This is a genomic window from Psychrobacter sp. JCM 18900 (genome assembly GCF_904846625.1).
Taxonomy (GTDB): domain Bacteria; phylum Pseudomonadota; class Gammaproteobacteria; order Pseudomonadales; family Moraxellaceae; genus Psychrobacter.
The window spans coordinates 123490-141897 of the sequence record NZ_CAJHBL010000006.1 but is presented as its reverse complement, the minus strand read 5'-3'; the positions used below and the strand labels follow the sequence as shown (position 1 = coordinate 141897).

The 18408-nt window shown below is 41.8% G+C and carries 13 protein-coding genes and 1 pseudogene; 8 read left to right on the top strand and 6 right to left on the bottom strand.

What is annotated here, in order from left to right; all coding sequences use genetic code 11:
- Positions 1-88 precede the first annotated feature (88 nt).
- The 8 genes from rsmH (at position 89) to JMX96_RS11890 (ending at position 10296) form a co-directional block, all read left to right on the top strand.
- Positions 89-1123: a 16S rRNA (cytosine(1402)-N(4))-methyltransferase RsmH gene (gene rsmH / locus JMX96_RS11925; RefSeq protein WP_370587242.1), complete on the top strand. Its 1035-nt coding sequence runs from the start codon at positions 89-91 to the stop codon at positions 1121-1123.
- Between the two features lie 409 nt (positions 1124-1532).
- Positions 1533-2015 (top strand): cell division protein FtsL, encoded by a 483-nt coding sequence (locus tag JMX96_RS11920; protein WP_201569283.1) that lies wholly within the window; start codon positions 1533-1535, stop codon positions 2013-2015.
- Positions 2012-4102 carry a peptidoglycan D,D-transpeptidase FtsI family protein gene (locus JMX96_RS11915; protein ID WP_201569281.1) on the top strand — a complete coding sequence of 697 codons (2091 nt, stop codon included), beginning with the start codon at positions 2012-2014 and terminating at the stop codon, positions 4100-4102. The genes JMX96_RS11920 and JMX96_RS11915 overlap by 4 nt, the downstream gene beginning before the upstream one ends.
- A 66-nt stretch (positions 4103-4168) precedes the next feature.
- On the top strand, positions 4169-5884 hold the full coding sequence (locus tag JMX96_RS11910; RefSeq protein WP_201569279.1) for a UDP-N-acetylmuramoyl-L-alanyl-D-glutamate--2,6-diaminopimelate ligase: 1716 nt from the start codon (positions 4169-4171) through the stop codon (positions 5882-5884).
- Positions 5885-5966: 82 nt separating this feature from the next.
- Positions 5967-7412: a UDP-N-acetylmuramoyl-tripeptide--D-alanyl-D-alanine ligase gene (locus tag JMX96_RS11905; protein ID WP_201569277.1), complete on the top strand. Its 1446-nt coding sequence runs from the start codon at positions 5967-5969 to the stop codon at positions 7410-7412.
- A gap of 3 nt (positions 7413-7415) precedes the next feature.
- Positions 7416-8534, top strand: a complete 1119-nt coding sequence (gene mraY / locus JMX96_RS11900; protein ID WP_201569275.1) for a phospho-N-acetylmuramoyl-pentapeptide-transferase — start codon at positions 7416-7418, stop codon at positions 8532-8534.
- Between the two features lie 139 nt (positions 8535-8673).
- A complete protein-coding gene (locus JMX96_RS11895; protein WP_201569273.1) occupies positions 8674-9621 on the top strand; it encodes a putative RNA methyltransferase in 948 nt (315 codons plus the stop codon).
- A 378-nt stretch (positions 9622-9999) separates the two neighbouring features.
- Positions 10000-10296: a hypothetical protein gene (locus tag JMX96_RS11890; protein ID WP_201569271.1), complete on the top strand. Its 297-nt coding sequence runs from the start codon at positions 10000-10002 to the stop codon at positions 10294-10296.
- Positions 10297-10391: 95 nt separating this feature from the next.
- Here JMX96_RS11890 and JMX96_RS11885 read toward each other — a convergent pair whose 3' ends face one another.
- From JMX96_RS11885 to JMX96_RS11860, 6 genes and pseudogenes are all read right to left on the bottom strand, one after another.
- Positions 10392-11111: a hypothetical protein gene (locus tag JMX96_RS11885; protein ID WP_201569269.1), complete on the bottom strand. Its 720-nt coding sequence runs from the start codon at positions 11109-11111 to the stop codon at positions 10392-10394.
- A 711-nt stretch (positions 11112-11822) separates the two neighbouring features.
- Positions 11823-12674, bottom strand: coding sequence for a hypothetical protein (locus JMX96_RS11880; RefSeq protein WP_201569267.1), 852 nt, complete (start codon positions 12672-12674; stop codon positions 11823-11825).
- Positions 12675-12777: 103 nt separating this feature from the next.
- Positions 12778-13038: pseudogene (locus tag JMX96_RS11875) on the bottom strand (DNA polymerase V subunit UmuC); the annotation flags it as partial.
- Positions 13039-13257: 219 nt separating this feature from the next.
- Positions 13258-13761, bottom strand: a complete 504-nt coding sequence (locus JMX96_RS11870; RefSeq protein ID WP_201569265.1) for a tetratricopeptide repeat protein — start codon at positions 13759-13761, stop codon at positions 13258-13260.
- Positions 13762-13771: 10 nt separating this feature from the next.
- Complete coding sequence (locus JMX96_RS11865) at positions 13772-15313, bottom strand: restriction endonuclease subunit S (RefSeq protein ID WP_201569263.1); 1542 nt, start codon at positions 15311-15313, stop codon at positions 13772-13774.
- A 12-nt stretch (positions 15314-15325) separates the two neighbouring features.
- A complete protein-coding gene (locus tag JMX96_RS11860; protein WP_201569261.1) occupies positions 15326-18373 on the bottom strand; it encodes a type I restriction endonuclease subunit R in 3048 nt (1015 codons plus the stop codon).
- Positions 18374-18408 lie beyond the last annotated feature (35 nt).

The window sequence follows — 18408 nt, the reverse complement described above, 5'->3', positions numbered from 1 at the left end:
GAAAGCCAGTCCCTCTGCCGCCGCTGATCTCTCTGAGTCAGTGTCTAGTCCTTCTGCTGTAAAGGATGCGTCTACGCAAGATGTCGATCTGGATGTTACTCACGCCCGTCATGAGGGCGATATCACGTCTGATGAATTGAGTTTTGTCCATGATGCGGTGTTACTGCAAGAGACTGTCGCAGCAGTACTGGGTGTAAAATCCTTGCCCAAGCAAAAAGCAGGCGACCAACATAGCTTAAATATAAGTGGTATCTATGTTGATGCGACTTTTGGCCGTGGCGGCCATAGCCGACTGCTATTAAGTCAACTCGCCGATGACGCAACACTGGTTGTCTTTGACAAAGATCCGACAGCCATTAGCGTGGCGCAAGAGCTGGCAAGCAAAGACAGCCGTGTGCGTGTGGTTCATGATAGTTTTGCAACGTTGACCGACAGTCTGGCTGCTATGGGCATCAATGAAGTTGATGGATTAATGGCAGATTTGGGCATTTCATCACCGCAGATTGATGATGGTAGTCGCGGCTTTAGCTTTATGCGCGACGGGGCAGTAGACATGCGTATGGACACCAGTCGTGGCCAATCAGTTGCGGAATGGCTTGAAAAAGTCGATGATGAAACGTTGGCCAATGTGCTTTATGAGTTTGGCGAAGAGCGTCATAGCCGCCGTATTGCCCGCGCTATCAAACAGATGGAAAGCTACGAGTCTACGCTTGAGTTGGCAGAAGTGATCAAAGTGGCGCATCCCAACTGGCAACGCGGTAAACATCCAGCCACACAAAGCTTTCAAGCCATGCGTATTTTTATTAATAATGAGCTGGGCGATGTTGACGACTTTTTAGCGCAAAGCATTCCTATTTTAAAATCAGGTGGGCAGCTTGCGGTCATTAGCTTTCATTCATTAGAAGATCGCCGTATCAAGCAGTTTTTGCAGCGCCATAGCAAAGGGCAGTATCCAGAAGACGAAAACCTGCCAATGCCGCCGAATCGTCCACGCTATTTTAGCAAACCAAAACGTGTTGGCCCAAGCAAAGCTGAGACGAGTCAGAACCCGCGCGCGCGTAGTGCATGGCTGCGTATGGCAACGCGTGCTGACACAGCTTATGAGCAGACAACAAAATCATAGAACAACATGATGCTACAAGTCATAGTCGAATAAGATTGCTAATGTTTGTCTAAATGATGCGCAAATGTCCTAATGGCTACGCCACTGTTAAAAATCTGTAAATATTGTCTGTTAGGCTCAGCAGTTAGTTTTTATCTGCTTAATAGTTGAATGGTTTTATATAGTACAGCCATTCAACGTGTTTGGTTTTGGTATGACATATTGATAGCCATGAGTTGTAATGATTTATGGCTACTAAATATATTAGCTATTGAATATATTTTCTATGTTCGGTTTTTTAGGTTTAGTTTTTACACTTATAAGTGTCTTTGGTTTTATATTTATCGATGGTATGACCGAATAATGACACGTTCATCTTTCGCAATCCGTTATCTACTCTATCGTTTACGTTCACCTTTTTGAGATCGTCATGGCAATATCTGACAAACCTGCGAATCGCCGCACTGCTACACCTTATAATACCGATGTCGGCGAGCTGTTCGTGCGCCGGTTTAATGTGGTGAGCATTTATGTGGTCGTGCTACTGCTATTGGCAGCCACGATTGTATGGAGTGGTATCAAAACTGCCGAAGAAGTTCAGCAATATCATCAGGACTACAAAACCTTGCAAGACATGAAAAAACAAGAACGTAAACTACAAGTAGAGCATCAGCGTCTATTGATTGAGCAGCAAACCTTTAGCGCTACACCGCAGATTGCCAGTCGAGCGGTTGCTGAATTGGGCATGTATTCGCCAACATTAAAGGATAAGCTGATTATCCAGCCTGGTGTTGCGACTGCATTGGTGCCAGTGGTTACGGAAGACTCAGATGAAGATTTGACTGACGTTATTGGGCCACGTGCCTCTACGGACATCTCTCCTGAAGAACCAGCGACGGAGGCAGGACAATGAGTGAGAAAAAGCCTAAATCCACCGCAAAAAACACTAGTAAGAAACCAGCCAGCGGCAAGGTAACCAAACCTCTCCGCCGAGCCAGTGCTGCTAAATCTGGTCAAACGAGTAGCAAGCCCGATAAAGCTGCAAGCAATCGTAAGGCCAAATTGTTTGGTCGCATTAAAAAAAGCGACACCCAAGGCGCTTATACCAGTGTAAAGAACCGCAAAAGTAAAATGGTTTTTTCGAGCAAAGCGTCAGGTGCTTCTGCTCTTGGTGGTTTCGAACAAGACAAAAACCGTTTTCGTATGGTCTGGGGTCTAGCGCTAGTCATATTAGCGCTATTGATTAGCCGCGCTTATTATATTCAGGTTGCCAACGCACAGTTTTATCAAGATAAAGGCAATGAGCTCATTACCAGTGAGCGCACCCAAAAGTCTTATCGCGGTATGATTACCGATCGTAATAATCTACCGCTTGCAGTCAGTGCGCCGCTCGCGACAGTTTCGTTTAGTCCGCATGATTATTCTCGTGAATATTACGAGCTAAAGCGCATTATCATTACCAATCCTAGCAGTCCACAATTACAGGCGCGTATGCAAAAGCGCCTAGATAATATGGACCTGACAAAGCTAGCCGCTGCTGCAAATATCTCGGTCGATGAGTTGAAAAAAGTCACGGCTATTGATGACAGTATCGATGTGACCGATGAGAAAGCCGTAAAAGCTGCTTTGCCATCTGGCGCAGGCTCGCACTATTTGCCACTGCTTAATAAGGTTACACCTGAGATTGCCCAAAGCGTCAGCTCGCTTGATTTCCCTGGCGTCTACGAAAAGAATTTCTTTCAGCGTTATTATCCACAGCCACAGTCTAATGCACAGCTGCTGGGCTTTATGGGTCAAAACGCCAAAGATCCTGAAGGCGGTTACGAAGGCCGTGCTGGTATTGAGCGTCAGTATGAAAAAGATCTGGCGGGTGATGACGGAAAAGTTTTAGTTCTAAAAGACGCCAAACAAAACAGCCTAAAAGAAATCAAACAAATCGAGCCAGAAGTACCCGGTAAAGATGTGGCGTTGACGATTGATTCGCGCTTACAGTATTTGCTGTATAAAGAGCTAGAAAAGGCTGGACGCTTACAAAAAGCACGCTGGTCAACGGGTATGATCGTTGATGTGCAGACTGGTGAAGTGTTGGCATTATCAACATGGCCGTCGTTTAACTCAAACAACCTTAATGAGATGACGGGTGAAAACCAGCGTAACCGCGCACTGCTAGATGTGTTTGAGCCAGGCTCGGTGATGAAACCGTTTACCGTGGCGGCAGCGCTAGACTCGGGCAAATATACGCCAACGACCTTGATTGATACCAATCCTGGTTCGATTCGCGTACGTGGCTATACCATTCGAGATCATAACAACTTGGGCATGATTAACATGGCCACGCTACTACAGAAGTCTAGTAACGTTGCCTCCACCAAAATTGCATTGTCGCTACCGCCCGATGCCATCACCAATATGCAACGACAGTTTGGCTTCGGCTCAAAGACTCCGTTACAGTTCCCAGGAGAAGGTAGTGGGCTAGTCGTGACGCCAGAAGAAAAAGAGACCTCACGTCGTGCAACGATCAGTTATGGTTATGGTATGGAAGCGACGCTAGCGCAGGTGGCGCAGGCTTATTCAGCGTTGGCGGCAGGCGGGGTCATGCATCCATTGACCTTGACCAAAACTGACAAACCCCAGCCAAGCAGACGCATTATGGCGCATGAGCAAGCGATGTCTATCGTGCAAATGCTCGAAAGCGTCACAGAGCCTGGTGGTACGGCAAAAGCCGCCGCTATTGATGGCTATCGCGTGGCAGGTAAGACGGGCACTTCGCGCCGTATCAACCCAGCAGGTGGTTACTATACGGATCAGTATCGTAATGTCTTTGCTGGTATGGCACCTGCATCTAATCCAAAGCTGGTAGGCGTAATGCTTATCGAAGACCCACGTGGTCAGATTTATGCTGGTCTCACAGTCGCACCTGTTTTCCACAATGTGATGAAAGAAGCATTACGATTGTATAATGTGCCTTTGGATAAGCCACTAAAAACGGAAGCGCAGTAAGCGTTCAATTATTTTAAATGTCCAGTTCTACTGAGCTGACACGTTTTAACTGTTTAGGATTTATCTATGACTATATCATCGCTAGATAGCGCTACTGTTACTTTACAACAGCTTATAGATGCCAATAAAAGCCAGCAGCAAAAACTGGCTGAGCAGCTTACAGCGATGATAGCAACATCGATTCAGGAAGCATTCAAGCAGGCGGGTTTAGCTCAATCCCAGTCTATTGCCCATATTCCATTTCAACAGTTTCGCTTAGACAATCGCCAATTGGAAGCGAATGACGTATTTATCCTGTTAAAAAGTCAAACAGCCAACCCTCAAAAAAGTCGCGATTATCTACTACAAGCCGCTGAACAAGCCGCGTTTATTCTCTCAGAAATTGACCCTATTGTTTTGCTGAGCGAAGCAAACAACCTCTTAAATACCAATAGTGAACCTAAGACAGATAGTATTGCTAATGCACCTCAGCAACTAGCAGCATTACCATGCCCTGTCTTATATGTTCCTAACATTCGCGACTTTTTAGGTAGCTTAATTCAAGCGCGCCTGCAATATCAGCAGCCAGTGACTCTACCGACCGTGGTTGCGGTCACTGGTACAAATGGTAAAACAACCATCAGTCAATTAGTGGCACAGCTTACCCAGTTGATGGGTCAGAGTAGCGCAGTGATGGGTACGGCAGGTAATGGTAGACTTGGTGCTCTAGTACAAGCCAGTCATACCACGGGCGATGCTTTAGCTGTCCAACAGTTCTTATATCAAATGGGAACAGAGCAGGCAGAAATATTGGCTTTAGAAGCTAGCTCTCATGGATTGGATCAGCAACGTCTACAAGGTATGCCTATCACTGTAGCGATTTACACCAATTTGAGCCGTGACCATTTAGACTATCATGCTGATATGGCAGAATATGCCGCTGCCAAAGCAAAGCTGTTTGATAAAGCCCATTTCCCAGATTTGACCCATGCCATTATTAATATCGATGATGAGCATGCTCAGGTTATGTTAGATACGGCAAACGTCAGCGGTTTAACGGTATGGACATACAGTTTGGATTCATCAAAAGCTGCTACTTTTGTTGCCGCTGATATCATACCAAGTCTGCAAGGCGTCAAAATAAATCTGAGTACTAATTTTGGCAATGAGAGAACTGACAACATAGAGATTGTCAGTCCATTATTAGGTCGCTTCAATGTAGCCAATTTGCTCGCAGCGATAGCAGCCGTCGTAGCACTTGATGATGACTTGGCCATAAATATTGAGCGTATTGCACCTGCTGTTGCACAGTTGCAAGGTGCAGTTGGGCGTATGCAGCGTGTACCGTCAAATGATGGCTGCTTTATCGTTGATTATGCACATACTCCAGATGCGCTAAGCCAAGTGCTGGCAAGTTTAAAAACCCACTGTAAAGGTCAGCTATGGGCGGTATTTGGTTGCGGCGGAGATCGCGATACAGGCAAGCGACCGTTGATGGCGCAAGCAGGTCTGGCAGGTGCTGATCAAGTTATTTTGACCGCGGATAATCCACGTACCGAAGACCCAAATGTAATTTTGCAAGATATGCAGGCTGGTATGACAGCTGAGCAATATCAACGAACCCATATCGAGCCTGCCCGCCAAACCGCTATTGAATATGCAGTTAATCACTCAGGTGTAGACGATATTGTGGTCATCGCAGGTAAAGGTCATGAAACCTATCAAGAGATTAACAACGTTCGCTATGATTTCGATGATAGTGTTGTTTTGCAGCAGGCATTGAATCAAGCTGACCGTGTGTAGTTGATTGGCTTTCGATACATGTATTAGTAAAAATCGATCATTAAATATAAAAATTAAGTAGTCATCATATAAGGTAATCATTATGACAGCCGACACCGATAATACTGCCCAGTCGCAAGGGCTCTATGTCTGGCAAATGGACAATCTGCTCGCAGCGACCACGTCGCTCGATGGGCATTGGCAACTACCACAAGGCCATGCAGAACAGACGGCCTTGTCCAGTAAACGTATAGCCACCGATACCCGCACGATAAAGCCAGGCGATATATTTTTGGCGCTAAGTGGCGATAATTTTGATGGTCACGATTATATCGAGACAGCAATATCAAAAGGCGCTGTTGCCGCTGTCGTCTCGCGTCCTATCTTGTTGTCCGGCCCAAATGCTATTCCACAATTGGTAGTCAGCGATACTCGTTTGGCACTAGGTCAATTGGCAGCGTATCGTCGTCAGCAGCATACAGATTTAACCGTGATTGCTATTACGGGTTCTAGCGGCAAGACCACTTGCAAAGAAATGCTAGGCAGTATTTTTGGTAGATTGGCACCGACCTTAATCACTCGTGGTAACCTCAATAACGATTTGGGTGTACCAATGATGTTGCTTGAGCTATCAGATCATCATCGTTATGCTATTTTAGAGTTGGGCGCAAACCATATTGGCGAGATTGCTTATACGACTGAAATTGTTCAGCCTGATGTGGCCTGTATCTTAAACATCGGTACAGCGCATTTGGGTGAATTTGGTAGCCGTGAAGGTATTTGCCAAACCAAGGCAGAGATTTACCATACGTTGACGGACGCACAGTTTGCAATTGTTCCTGATAAGGATGATTTTACCAATCAGTTGCGTCGTATTGCTGAAAAGCATACTTCGCATGTGATTGGCTTTGGTAATACGGATGTAAGTGCAAGCCATCTAGACGTAGAGCCTGAACGTAGCGAATTTAAGCTACATATCGGTAACCAAGTCCATGATATCAACTTGCCATTAGCAGGTGAGCACAATGTTAATAATGCCTTGGCTGCTGCTGCCTGTGCGCATGCACTAAATATTGAAGTAAGTGATATCGTGATTGGGCTCGAAAATGCGCGTCCTGCTAAAGGTCGTTTAAATAGCCAGATACTTGGTATGCATCGTCTCATTGATGATACTTATAATGCCAATCCTCATTCGGTACGTGCCGCTGCTAAAGTATTGGCTGCGCAAACAGGTACGCAGGTCATGGTGCTGGGCGATATCGGTGAGCTAGGAGAGGCTGCTATTAGCGAGCATCAAAGCTTGGGCCGTACTATTGCGACTACAGGTATCAATGTGCTGCTTTGTGTTGGCGAGTATGCTCCTTATACCGTCGCGGGTGCGCAAGAGGTGTCTGATATTAGTGCTCATGCTTTTGTAGACAAAGACAGTTTATTACAGTATTTACAGCCGTATTTGCAAGCGCAACAAGCTAAGCCTTGTACTGTGTTGTTCAAAGGCTCTCGTTCCATGGGAATGGAAACACTTATTCATGCGCTAGTAGAGGAGTAGGCGGTGTTAGTTTGGTTGTTCGGCTGGCTTGGCCAGTATTATACGCCGTTTTCTGCGGTTTCTTCGTTGACACTGCGAGCATTGCTTGCAGTTGTTACCGCCCTTGTATTTAGTATGATGTTTGGCGGCCGTGTCATTCGGCACTTGCGTTCGCTCAAATATGGTCAGGCCATTCGTAATGATGGGCCTCAATCGCATTTAGCCAAGACGGGTACGCCAACTATGGGCGGGGTATTGATCCTAAGTGCGATTGGTATATCGACGCTACTATGGGCACGACTAAACAATCCTTATGTTTGGATTTTGCTTGTGGTTATGGTTATCTTCGGTGCCGTAGGTTGGGCTGATGATTGGCTGAAAATTAAGTACAAAGATCCAAAAGGCTTAATCGCTCGCAAAAAGTATTTTTGGCTATCTATGGGTGCGTTATTTGTCGGTGTGTCTTTGTATTATATTGCCACGCTACAACCCGATATCAACACCACGCGCGAGATGCAGGATCTGCTATTGCCAGTATTCAAAGACTGGATGATTCCATTTTCAGCGGTGCCATTTGGTATTGGCTTTATCATCTTTACCTACTTTGTAATTAATGGCGCTTCTAACGCAGTCAATCTAACCGATGGTTTGGATGGTTTGGCGATTTTGCCAGTCGTTCTCGTTGCTGCAGGTTTGGGCGCGATGGCTTATGTATCAGGCGATGTACGCTTTGCTGATTACTTGCATGTGCCTTATATTCCTTATAACTCCGAAGTCATTATCGTCTGTGGCTCAATGGTCGGAGCAGGTCTGGGTTTCTTATGGTTCAACGCGCATCCAGCACAAGTCTTTATGGGTGATGTTGGCGCGCTAGCACTGGGCGCAATGCTAGGTACTATCGCCGTGATGAGCCGTCAAGAGATTGCCTTTGCAATTATGGGTGGTTTGTTTGTCGCAGAAGCGCTATCGGTGATGTTGCAAGTTGGCTCGTACAAACTACGCAAAAAACGCGTCTTCCGTATGGCACCGCTGCATCATCATTTTGAAGAAATTGGCTGGAAAGAAACGCAAGTGGTGGCAAGATTTTGGATTATTGCCATTATTCTTGTCATCCTTGGGCTAATGACGCTAAAACTGCGTTAGGCTATAACCGCCAAATATCTATATAGATATCAATTTGCAAAACTCCAAAAAGCCGTTTCAATCGTGATTGAGACGGCTTTTTGTCGCTCATAACCCATGAATTTTGTTAAAATACGAAGCATATTGCTATCATTTTGAGATGCCCGTGTCGTTATTTATTTGTCCACTTTGTCAGTCACCACTACAGCCTGCTGCAGATACTTGGCGTTGTGATGGCAGTTTGCACCCTAAGCAGACTTCACATCCCTTTGATGTAGCGCGTCAAGGCTATGTCAACCTGCTGCCAGTACAACAAAAAAAGTCCAAAGCACCTGGTGATAGCCAAGAATCTATCGATGCGCGTAAGCGGTTTTTGAATCATGGGCACTACGCACCGCTACAAAACCTAATTAGCCAAAAAATGACAGAGTTACTATCTAACGATGAGTTAATAGATAAGCAAGATAATAAGCCAGTCAATTGGCTTGATATTGGCTGCGGAGAAGGCTATTACACGCAGGCAATGGCGCAAATGGGATCGGATGTTATAGACACACTGATAGCCGCTGACATCAGTAAGCCTGCAGTGGTTGAGCTGGCCAAAGTCAGTAAAATAGCAGGTCGTCTATGGTATCAGCCGCGTAAAGAAGATACTGCCAAAACGACAGCGGTCTATCCATTAGTGACCAGTGCTGCACATTTACCATTACACCCGCACAGTATGACGGGGATTAGTAGTATCTTTAGCCCTATTTTGCCCGAGGCATTTGATAATGTATTGATGGATGGTGGCTATTTAATCATTGCCAAACCTGATATCGGGCATTTGGCAACAATGCGTGATGCGCTATTTGATGATGTGCGTGAGCATGATTCTGATAAATTCTTGCAAGAATTGGCACCATATTTTACGTTGGTTGAGACCTGCCGTGTCAGTACAGAGCTGACATTATCCGCAGAGGATTTGGCTGATTTGATGACGATGACACCTTATGCGTACCGTGCCCGCAGCGAAAAAAGACAAGCACTACTGGCAGCAGTAGAGAAAGAAGCATTTAGCACAAAGGCAAAGTTTGTGGTTTATATTTTGCAGAAAACGTCTGTTTAGCCATTTAGAGCATAGCAGTATAGAGTATTGCTATGCTCGTTTTAAACATTAGCCAGTAACTCCACCGTGTCCGTATTTGCATTCGTTATCAACCAGCTATTCATTCGCGTTTTTATAAATATCCTGTCTACGATGCTTACCGATAAAGCGTAAATACGCTGTCACTTAACCAGACATTACGCCAACACCTAACATGTCTTTAAGCGCGCATGCCCTCGTAACAATCGCAACCTTTCTTCAAGTTTCATAAATCTACTTAATACTAGAATCATTTATCATTCTCTTTGTCGATAGAGTAAAGCTTTATCACGATAGTTCATTTAACACTAAGTGAATTATCTATAACGACTCTAAATATGAATTCAAAGGAATAAAATGATGAAAAAGATACTAGTTAGTTCGATTTTAGCCGCTACTGCTTGTTTGTCGATGGTGGGTCAAGCCAATGCCGCGCCTAATTTTGATAAGCATCATTCAGCTCAAGTACAGCAACAAAAACACAGCAGCAATAAAGCGAGTAATAACTATAAGCATGCCAAAGCTAAGGCAGCAAAGTCACATCACAAAGCGAACGTAGTGGCTGCTAAGCACAAAGCAATAGCCAAAAATGTTCATGCTAAAAACAGCCACGACAAAAACAATCATGACAAAAATAACCATGACCGTCGCTCGTAAAAACCCGATTTTACTATCCAAAAATAGCGCCTTAATGAGGCGCTATTTTTTTTGTTCTTATATGACACTATTGATCGTTACTAATTGAGCAAATGCTACTGACTGATAAACGTCATTGATTTGGATATGCCGCTTTTATTAGGCTGAGTGAGTGTGACTTTACTACTTGAAACATCGCCTTTGGCATTGATTTTATAGCACTCTGAAGACGTACCTGCAGCATCAGAAGTCAAAAGTAGATTGCCTGAAGTTTTTATACAGAGCCACGCCGTGTTATTTGTATCTTGTGTGAGCGACCAGTCCTGCTTATAAGTGGCGGTTTTCTGACGCATACTGCTGTCAGCATATACGTTTTCAGTGATGAGCTGATTTGAGTCGCCTACAGTAGCCATTTGAGGGATACTAGTCGTTTGTTTAGCGATTGAATACTCACCCGTACTATCCGTAAAACCATGGAACACCAATGGATTTAGCGTAAAGTAATTGATAGCGACGGACTGATCCGTAATCTGCTGATTCACTGTGTTGATTGTGCTGACTTCTGCGCCTTGTACCATTTTATTATTAAAGCGCATGCTGCCTTTAGGGGTGATTTGAATATCTGCGGCTACGTTTTGGCCGCCCACAGTAGCGACCAGTTTTTCACTACGTTGTTTGGTATAGATATTGAGTAAGGCAGTCTCAACTGGGTATTTAGTGACTACGTTAGCAGAGTTGTTATTTTGATTGGTATTACCTGTTGCCGTGCCGCCTATGCCAGTAGCGCAAGCACTCAATCCGAGTCCTGCTGCGATACACATTCCTAGTGTTTTCATCGTTGTATCCTTTAGTTTATTTAAATAAATACTACCGATATCTACTATAATCCAATTTTTGGATAATGGCATCTGCCGAGTGTCAGAGACCCTATTGTGATTACATTTTTGTACGGAATAGCAATGATGGTAAATATAGATACAAAGCTAGATTGAATGCCACAGGAAAACTCAAAGCCTTTTCGTATAAGGGTCTAGAGATAAAATTAAGCTGATAATAAAACGAATCGTAATAGAGTATCTACTCATTTTATGAGTCACTCTCAGCCCATGGTAAGAAATTTTTAGCTTGGTCAATCAATGTGTTATTCAATTAGATATATAGTTATTAGATCTCATACAACACACGAAGTTAAGGCTAAACAGAAGTATTTCAGACAGCAGTAGAGGATGAGTATAGACTGAAAGTCTTACTGTTAAAAAATATAAAGAATATTGAGAGAAGGGTAGAACAAGATAGAAAAACTGAGGTTTTGCTTAAGCAGAATAAGATTGGCGGTGAAGGAGGGATTCGAACCATAAATATAAAGTATTGATATATTTAAAGTTTGTGTTTTTAAATATTATATTAGACCATCAAATAGACCAACATCATTATAGTATTAAATATAGAGCGTCCAGTAAGATTTGTCCTATAATTAATTGTAACTAAATATTCCTAAAAATTACTTAGTCTCGAATATATACTATCACTAAAAAACGCTTTTTAGTTTACTCATCATATATCGAATAATATTCGACTCTAAAAACCCATGTTGATGAAATGTGTTTACTAGCCGATGTTTTGAAACGAACGCCTTCGTTGATTCCTGGAATATTTGCAGCTACTTCTGCTGCGCCAGCTAAGCTGTCGTTAAACTGTAAATTTATTTGATGTGAGAGAAGACCATTGTTTAACCTATGAGTTGCCATGAGTCCTAAGTCCGAGTCAATATCAACCCACTTTTGCAAATGTGGAGGTATCATTGGCGTTCTTCTAGGTTTATCGAAAGAGGAATAAACTTCCCTTTTTATACTGCCATCCTTTTCAAAATTTGCATTTATACCGATATTCATTGCTAAAGGCTTGAATGAGCTAAATTCTGTCTCTAATTTCCCTTCATTGTTATAAAAATTGGCATCTTCTAAGTGTATGGACTTTGCACCTAATGCAGCTGCAAGTTCCATAAATACATTATTCTTTTCTTTTGCCAACAGCTTATTATAATCTTGCAGAGGTATGTATATATCTTCTTTTATAGGATGCGAGATATAGAAGCAGTTATTTTTAGGAACTTCTCCCATACCTAGTGAAACATTGCTTGCTTCACTTAAAAGCATATGACTTACATTAGCTCCTAAACCTAATAACTGCTGTATATCTGACAAGATAACATTTCGATCAATTTTCTTATTACCGAAAATTTTTCCGATACTAAATGCTGGCTGTAATTGTGTAAACGCCATAACTTTTAACATTGGATTATTAATACTGGAGACAGTTTTAATTAATTTCGCAAAATCATATATCTTCATCAGAGAGGATTCATCTGCAACCAATAATATATTTTGTTCTCTACGCATCTATAACCTACTATTTAATAGTCAATTGTTGAGGTATTCAATTATTTGCAAGTGTTCGGTTAGTTTATATCAAATAATAAGATTTAATCTAAAAAAAGCACCATTATTCGAAAATAATAATATTATTCATAAGCTGAAATTTTCTGTTAACCTTAAATAGTATAAGGGTGTAGTTGAATCTAAAAACGGTAACGTCCTTCTGCTCGAAGAATTCTTTCACTTGAAAGTATGGCACTTCCATCTTGATATTGATTACCTGTTCTTCAGTTGAGTGAGCAACGACGCCCCCGTCGTTGTTAGAAAGCAATACTACCGCCTTATCATTTAAGTCAGGGCGAAAGAGCTTCTCACAGTCGGCATAAAAGCTATTGCAATCAGCAAATGCCTACATGGCTTACTCAGTAGGTGGAGGGCATAAAAAAGGCATATCCAGACACGAATAGCAACGTGATTAGATATGCCTTTGATTATAAAGATATAGAGGTTTAAAATTTAAGGATTGAAAAATTATAGACGACGATGGCTGTTTTGAGAGTTTGAAATTTGCAGTAAGTAATAGGTTCATTAATTTAGTTTGAATACTTTAATATCCCTGCTCATTCAATCGCCTATATGAATTACAGCCCTCTTGCGCTCCATTGTCGCACGCCTTACCAAACCATTCCTTAGCAGTGGACTTATTTTGACGTACACCTTCACCCATACTGTACATTATTCCAAGAGAAAACTGGGCGGGTGCATAACGTTGATCAGAGGACTTTTTGAGCCAGTAAAGCGCCTTTTGATAATCTTGGCGGACACCACTGCCGTCACGATAATTAAAACCAGTAAGGTACTGGGATGATGCATGGCCTTGTTCAGCTGCTTTATTAAACCAGTAGAAGGATTTCACTTTATCTTTACTTAGACCATCTCTACCTAGACTATAACCTGATCCTAGGGAAGCTTGGGCCATTGTATTACCTTGTTCCGCCAACACTATAACTTGTTGAATGGTTGGTACGACTGCTGAAGCCGATAATGTAAATCCAAATAGTAATCCTAAAAGCCCTAGCTTATTAGTAAATAATTTTTTCTGCAATTTCACAGTTTTTTCCTCACGTCAAACTATCCTTCAGGCGTTTGGACAAAATTTTCCTTAAATCTGATAAGATTTCTTCTGCAATTACTCTATCAAGACTCACTCGTTTTTGTAGAAAAACTTTGGGATGAACGATATTTCTATAACCGCTAATCTTGAACGCAGCATCTATTAGGTATGCTGTTAAATGTTGAGATTGCTTAAGTTCCGATATTATCTCACCAAGCATTTTCTTATGGGTTTTAGAATTGATATAATCGATCTTATCAATTTCAGATAACCAGTCAAGTAACACTCCTTCCAAAACCGATCCAGACAAAATTAGAGCGCTTTTGTATGCACCTGCATTAATACATGCATCGATCTCACTTAAATCACCTTTGATTATTTCTCGAATGAAGTGCTGCTTCACAATCTGAAGATGACTTAATATTTCTTGTATCAAATCTTTTTGAAAGGGTTTTTCTGGCACTTTGGTATTGAATAATTCTTTATTAATTATCTCAATATGATCTGGATTTTTATCCTTGTAAAGTGCTACGAATAAGGGTCTGGCATTAGACAGCACATCTTTACTTGGAATAATTATTGGTAAGTTGTTGATATGCTCTTTAGTAAAAAAGTGACCTATAACGCCAGGCTCAAACTGCAAGAAATAATTCTGTGCCGTATTACTTTTAAAATATAAAAATAGAAATTCGGAATTAATGGAATCACCTTTAGGTCTGATGACAAACAAGTAGTTGGACGCAAAAACTGGCTCATTAAAATCATGTTCGACTAATGTGAAATTTAACTTTCCCATTCGAGTAACTAAGATATCTCCAGCTTGGATTAATATATCAGTAGCCTTTTCAGCTGCTGATTTTAGACAATCTGGCAATCTATCGAGATGCTTTGGCTTGCACACTTTGCCAATTCTATCTTTAATTTGTCGTGGAAATAAAATATCTGCTACTTCAGATAATGGAAATGTTGTTTCATCTTCTAATTTTAGCCGGTTCTCTACCATTTCAGGGCTATTATATCTGATAGAAAGATTATCAAAATTAACGTCATCCAATGCACGCTCAAAAAACTCAGCTTCACAATTTTGTTGATTAAGTTCTGAGAGGCTTATGCCCTTTATAACTGTGCTGAGACAGTTTAAGTATTGTTCGTATTTAAGCGTGATTGCTCTGTTTACTACGAGATCTTCCAAAATTTTTACATTTCGCCTATTATATTTATATGTCTCTGATCCCTTGAATATAGAGAACGAAACCTGTTTAGGCTTGGCTTTAGTTAACCAATAAAAGCTAAAGTTGATACCACTATAAGGATGCATTAATTTAGATAGGTCAAATATTCCCGATATATACCAATCGGATAATACTAGCTCTTTGATTAACCTATTATTACTAGCTTTACGATCAATAGTGTTTTGACCCAGTATTAATCCTGCTTGATTTTCCTGAGTACTTAACACATGGTCTATATAGTCCAAATCATCCTTGTTCTCAGTTTTAGATGCTAAAGGATAGCGAAGTCTATCGTCAATTATCTTATAAATATCCATCTAATCTGCTCCTTATCGCTTCTCACCAGCCTCTCTATCTACCAACATTCTTAAGCTATGCATAAACGCCATTTGGAAGTTTTTATCGCCCACAAACTTTCTATAAAAGTCTACTTCCTTACGGCGGTCTGAGACTACAATTTCTCTGACCATATTGGTAAACTCCATATTGCGTGCTTGCTCATCTTCGATATTATTGTATTTATACTCAAAGTCACGATGCTCTTGGATACGCTTGACTAAGTTTACAAGTTTAAAACGTTGCTCTTCGGGCGTTGCGTGCCAATTCTCAAACCAATGCTTGTTAAAATCTTCAATGATTTTGTCTAATACATCTTCTGTGGTCTCAGGATCGTAAACGCCTATTGGATTACTGTTAGATGGTGTCAGCTCGCCTGCGTCATCGGTGAGAGTTATTTTTTGCCCTAATGTTGTACGCTCAATTGCGTATGTATTCAGGTTCACTGAATCAAGTAGGTCGTCTATAGCTTTGTCTTCAGTAGTTTTGACATTCAGCTTAGGTATCAATGGCTTTAGTGCCCAATACAGGCGCTCCCAATCGACCATGTTAAATGGAATGATTGCCGCAATTCTACCGTAGAGCTTAACGAACTGCTTGGCTTGCATTTTAAATTCGATCTTAGTTTCATCTGCTAGGTTCAGCGTATCATTAAAGCGATCGGCAAAAACATCTATCTTTGGCTCTAGCACATCCATAGGCTCGTTACCAAAAAATAGGTCGGCATACTCTATTACCTCATGCGTCTCATACACGCCTTTGCTGTCTAGATTGTCTTTGATCTCATGCAAGACATTGATGTCAGTCGCTTCAGATAAGGTGGTCGCTGTGTAGTATCTATCAAAGGCAGCTTTTATATCTGAGGTGGTGTTATAAAAGTCGAGTACAAATAAGTCCTCAGTTTTCTTACCATACTTTGGTGCTGAGCGGTTAAGACGTGAGAGAGTCTGCACTGCTTGTACACCTTTGAGCTTCTTATCAACATACATAGCAGTAAGCTTAGGCTGGTCGAACCCTGTTAGATATTTGTTGGCCACAACCAATAGGCGATACTCATCGGTATCAAACTTGTCTTTAGTTTTAGATTCTTCAAAGCCATTCATAGTAGGTTCAGTATATTCAATACCGTCTACCTTTTTGCTACCAGAGAAAGCAATCAGGATTTTAAAAGGATTGCCTTTTTCTTTTAGGTGTTTAGTTAGTGCCTGATAATAGCGAATCGCCATTGGAATATTTTGCGTGACGACCATACCCTTAGCATGACCGTTTAATCGATTCTTGCCATAAATATTATCCATAAAGTGATCGAGCATGATCGCAGCTTTGGTATTGATGGTTTGCTCAGTATGCTCAACGTAAGCCTTTAGTGCCTTTTGTGCTTTGTTGGTGTCGAACTTAGGATCGTCTTTGATGGTCTTTTGAATCTGATAATAAGACTTAAATGTAGTGTAGTTAGCAATAACATCAAGAATAAAGCCTTCTTGAATGGCTTGCTTCATCGAGTACAGATCAAATGGCTCAAAGCTACCATCGGTTTGCTTAATGCCAAACTTCTCAAGCGTGCTATCTTTTGGCGTAGCAGTAAAGCCAAAGTAGCTGACATGCCCTTGCATTTTTCGGGCTTCAATGGCTTTGATAATCTTATCTTGATTATCTTCTACTTCATTATCACTAGAATTGTCGGCTTCATCAGCACTATCACCTTGTACTCCAAGCGCTTTATTCATGTCATCGCTGACTGAACCGCCTTGAGAGCTGTGGGCTTCATCAATCAAGATGGCAAACTTTTTATCTGCCATCTCGCTGATTTCATCCAATATAAATGGAAATTTAAAAATAGTAGTGATGATGATTTTTTTACCTGACTCAAGGGCGTTACGCAGATCACGAGATCGCTGAGCATGGGCAATGATGCCTTTGACTTCACTAAATTGATTGATGTTATCTCGGATTTGTTTGTCTAATAGCCTACGGTCAGTGACTACGATAATGGAGTCGTAGAGCGGCTTTTCGATATCTAGTGCGTTGATAGAATTGTAATCATCGCTTGGGTTGGGATAGGCTTCGATAAGTTGATACGCCAGCCATGTAATAGAGTTGGACTTGCCTGAACCTGCTGAATGCTGGATAAGGTAACGCTTACCCACACCGTAATCTTGTACGTCAGCCATCAGTTTTCTGACTACGTTCATTTGATGGTAACGCGGAAAGTACAGCGTTTTATCATTTATCTTAGGGTTTTTGATATCAGGATCGTCACAGCCTAAACGAACAAAATGACCAAGTAAATTGATTAAGCTGTCTTGTGCTAGCACTTCTTCCCACAAATAAGAAGTCTTAAAGCCACCAGGATTAAGCGGATTACCACTGCCACCGTTGTTGCCTTTATTAAACGGCAAAAAAAACGTCTTGGCAGCCGCCAGACGTGTGGTCATATAGACTTCTTGATTATCTAAAGCAAAGTGTACCGCGCAGCGTGCAAAGTTAAATAACGGCTCTTTTGGGTCACGGTCGTTTTGATATTGCTTGAGGGCATTAAACCGTGCTGTTTGACTCTTATGCGTGCTTTTCAACTCAAAGGTAATAAGGGCTAAGCCATTAATAAACAGCACAAGGTCAATAGATTTGCGCGGTTCATCGGCTGAGTAATATACTTGGCGGGTAATGCTAAATATATTTGTTTGGTAGTTATCTTTGATCTTTTGGCTACTACTAGCAAGTGGGGCAGGGTAGAGCAAATTAAAGGTGGCGTCATCGACGGATAAGCCGTGTTTTAGAATATGCAAAACACCATTGTTTTTGATGACACGGTCAAGCCTATGCAGGATTTTATCTTGCCAACCGTGCGGGTTAAATTTGATAATTTTATCCAGCTCTTTTTGCTGAGTGTCTTGTAAGAACTGCCAAAACAGCACTCTATCAATTGCGAACTGCTTATCATAGTCATTGTAGTCACCTTGAATGTAGCCCATGTTAACCATGCTTTTGACGATATGCTCTTCAAGCTCACGTTCGCTAAATGTAGTAGGTTGGTTTGCCATGTAAGATCCTTTTTATTATTATCAATGTGATTGGG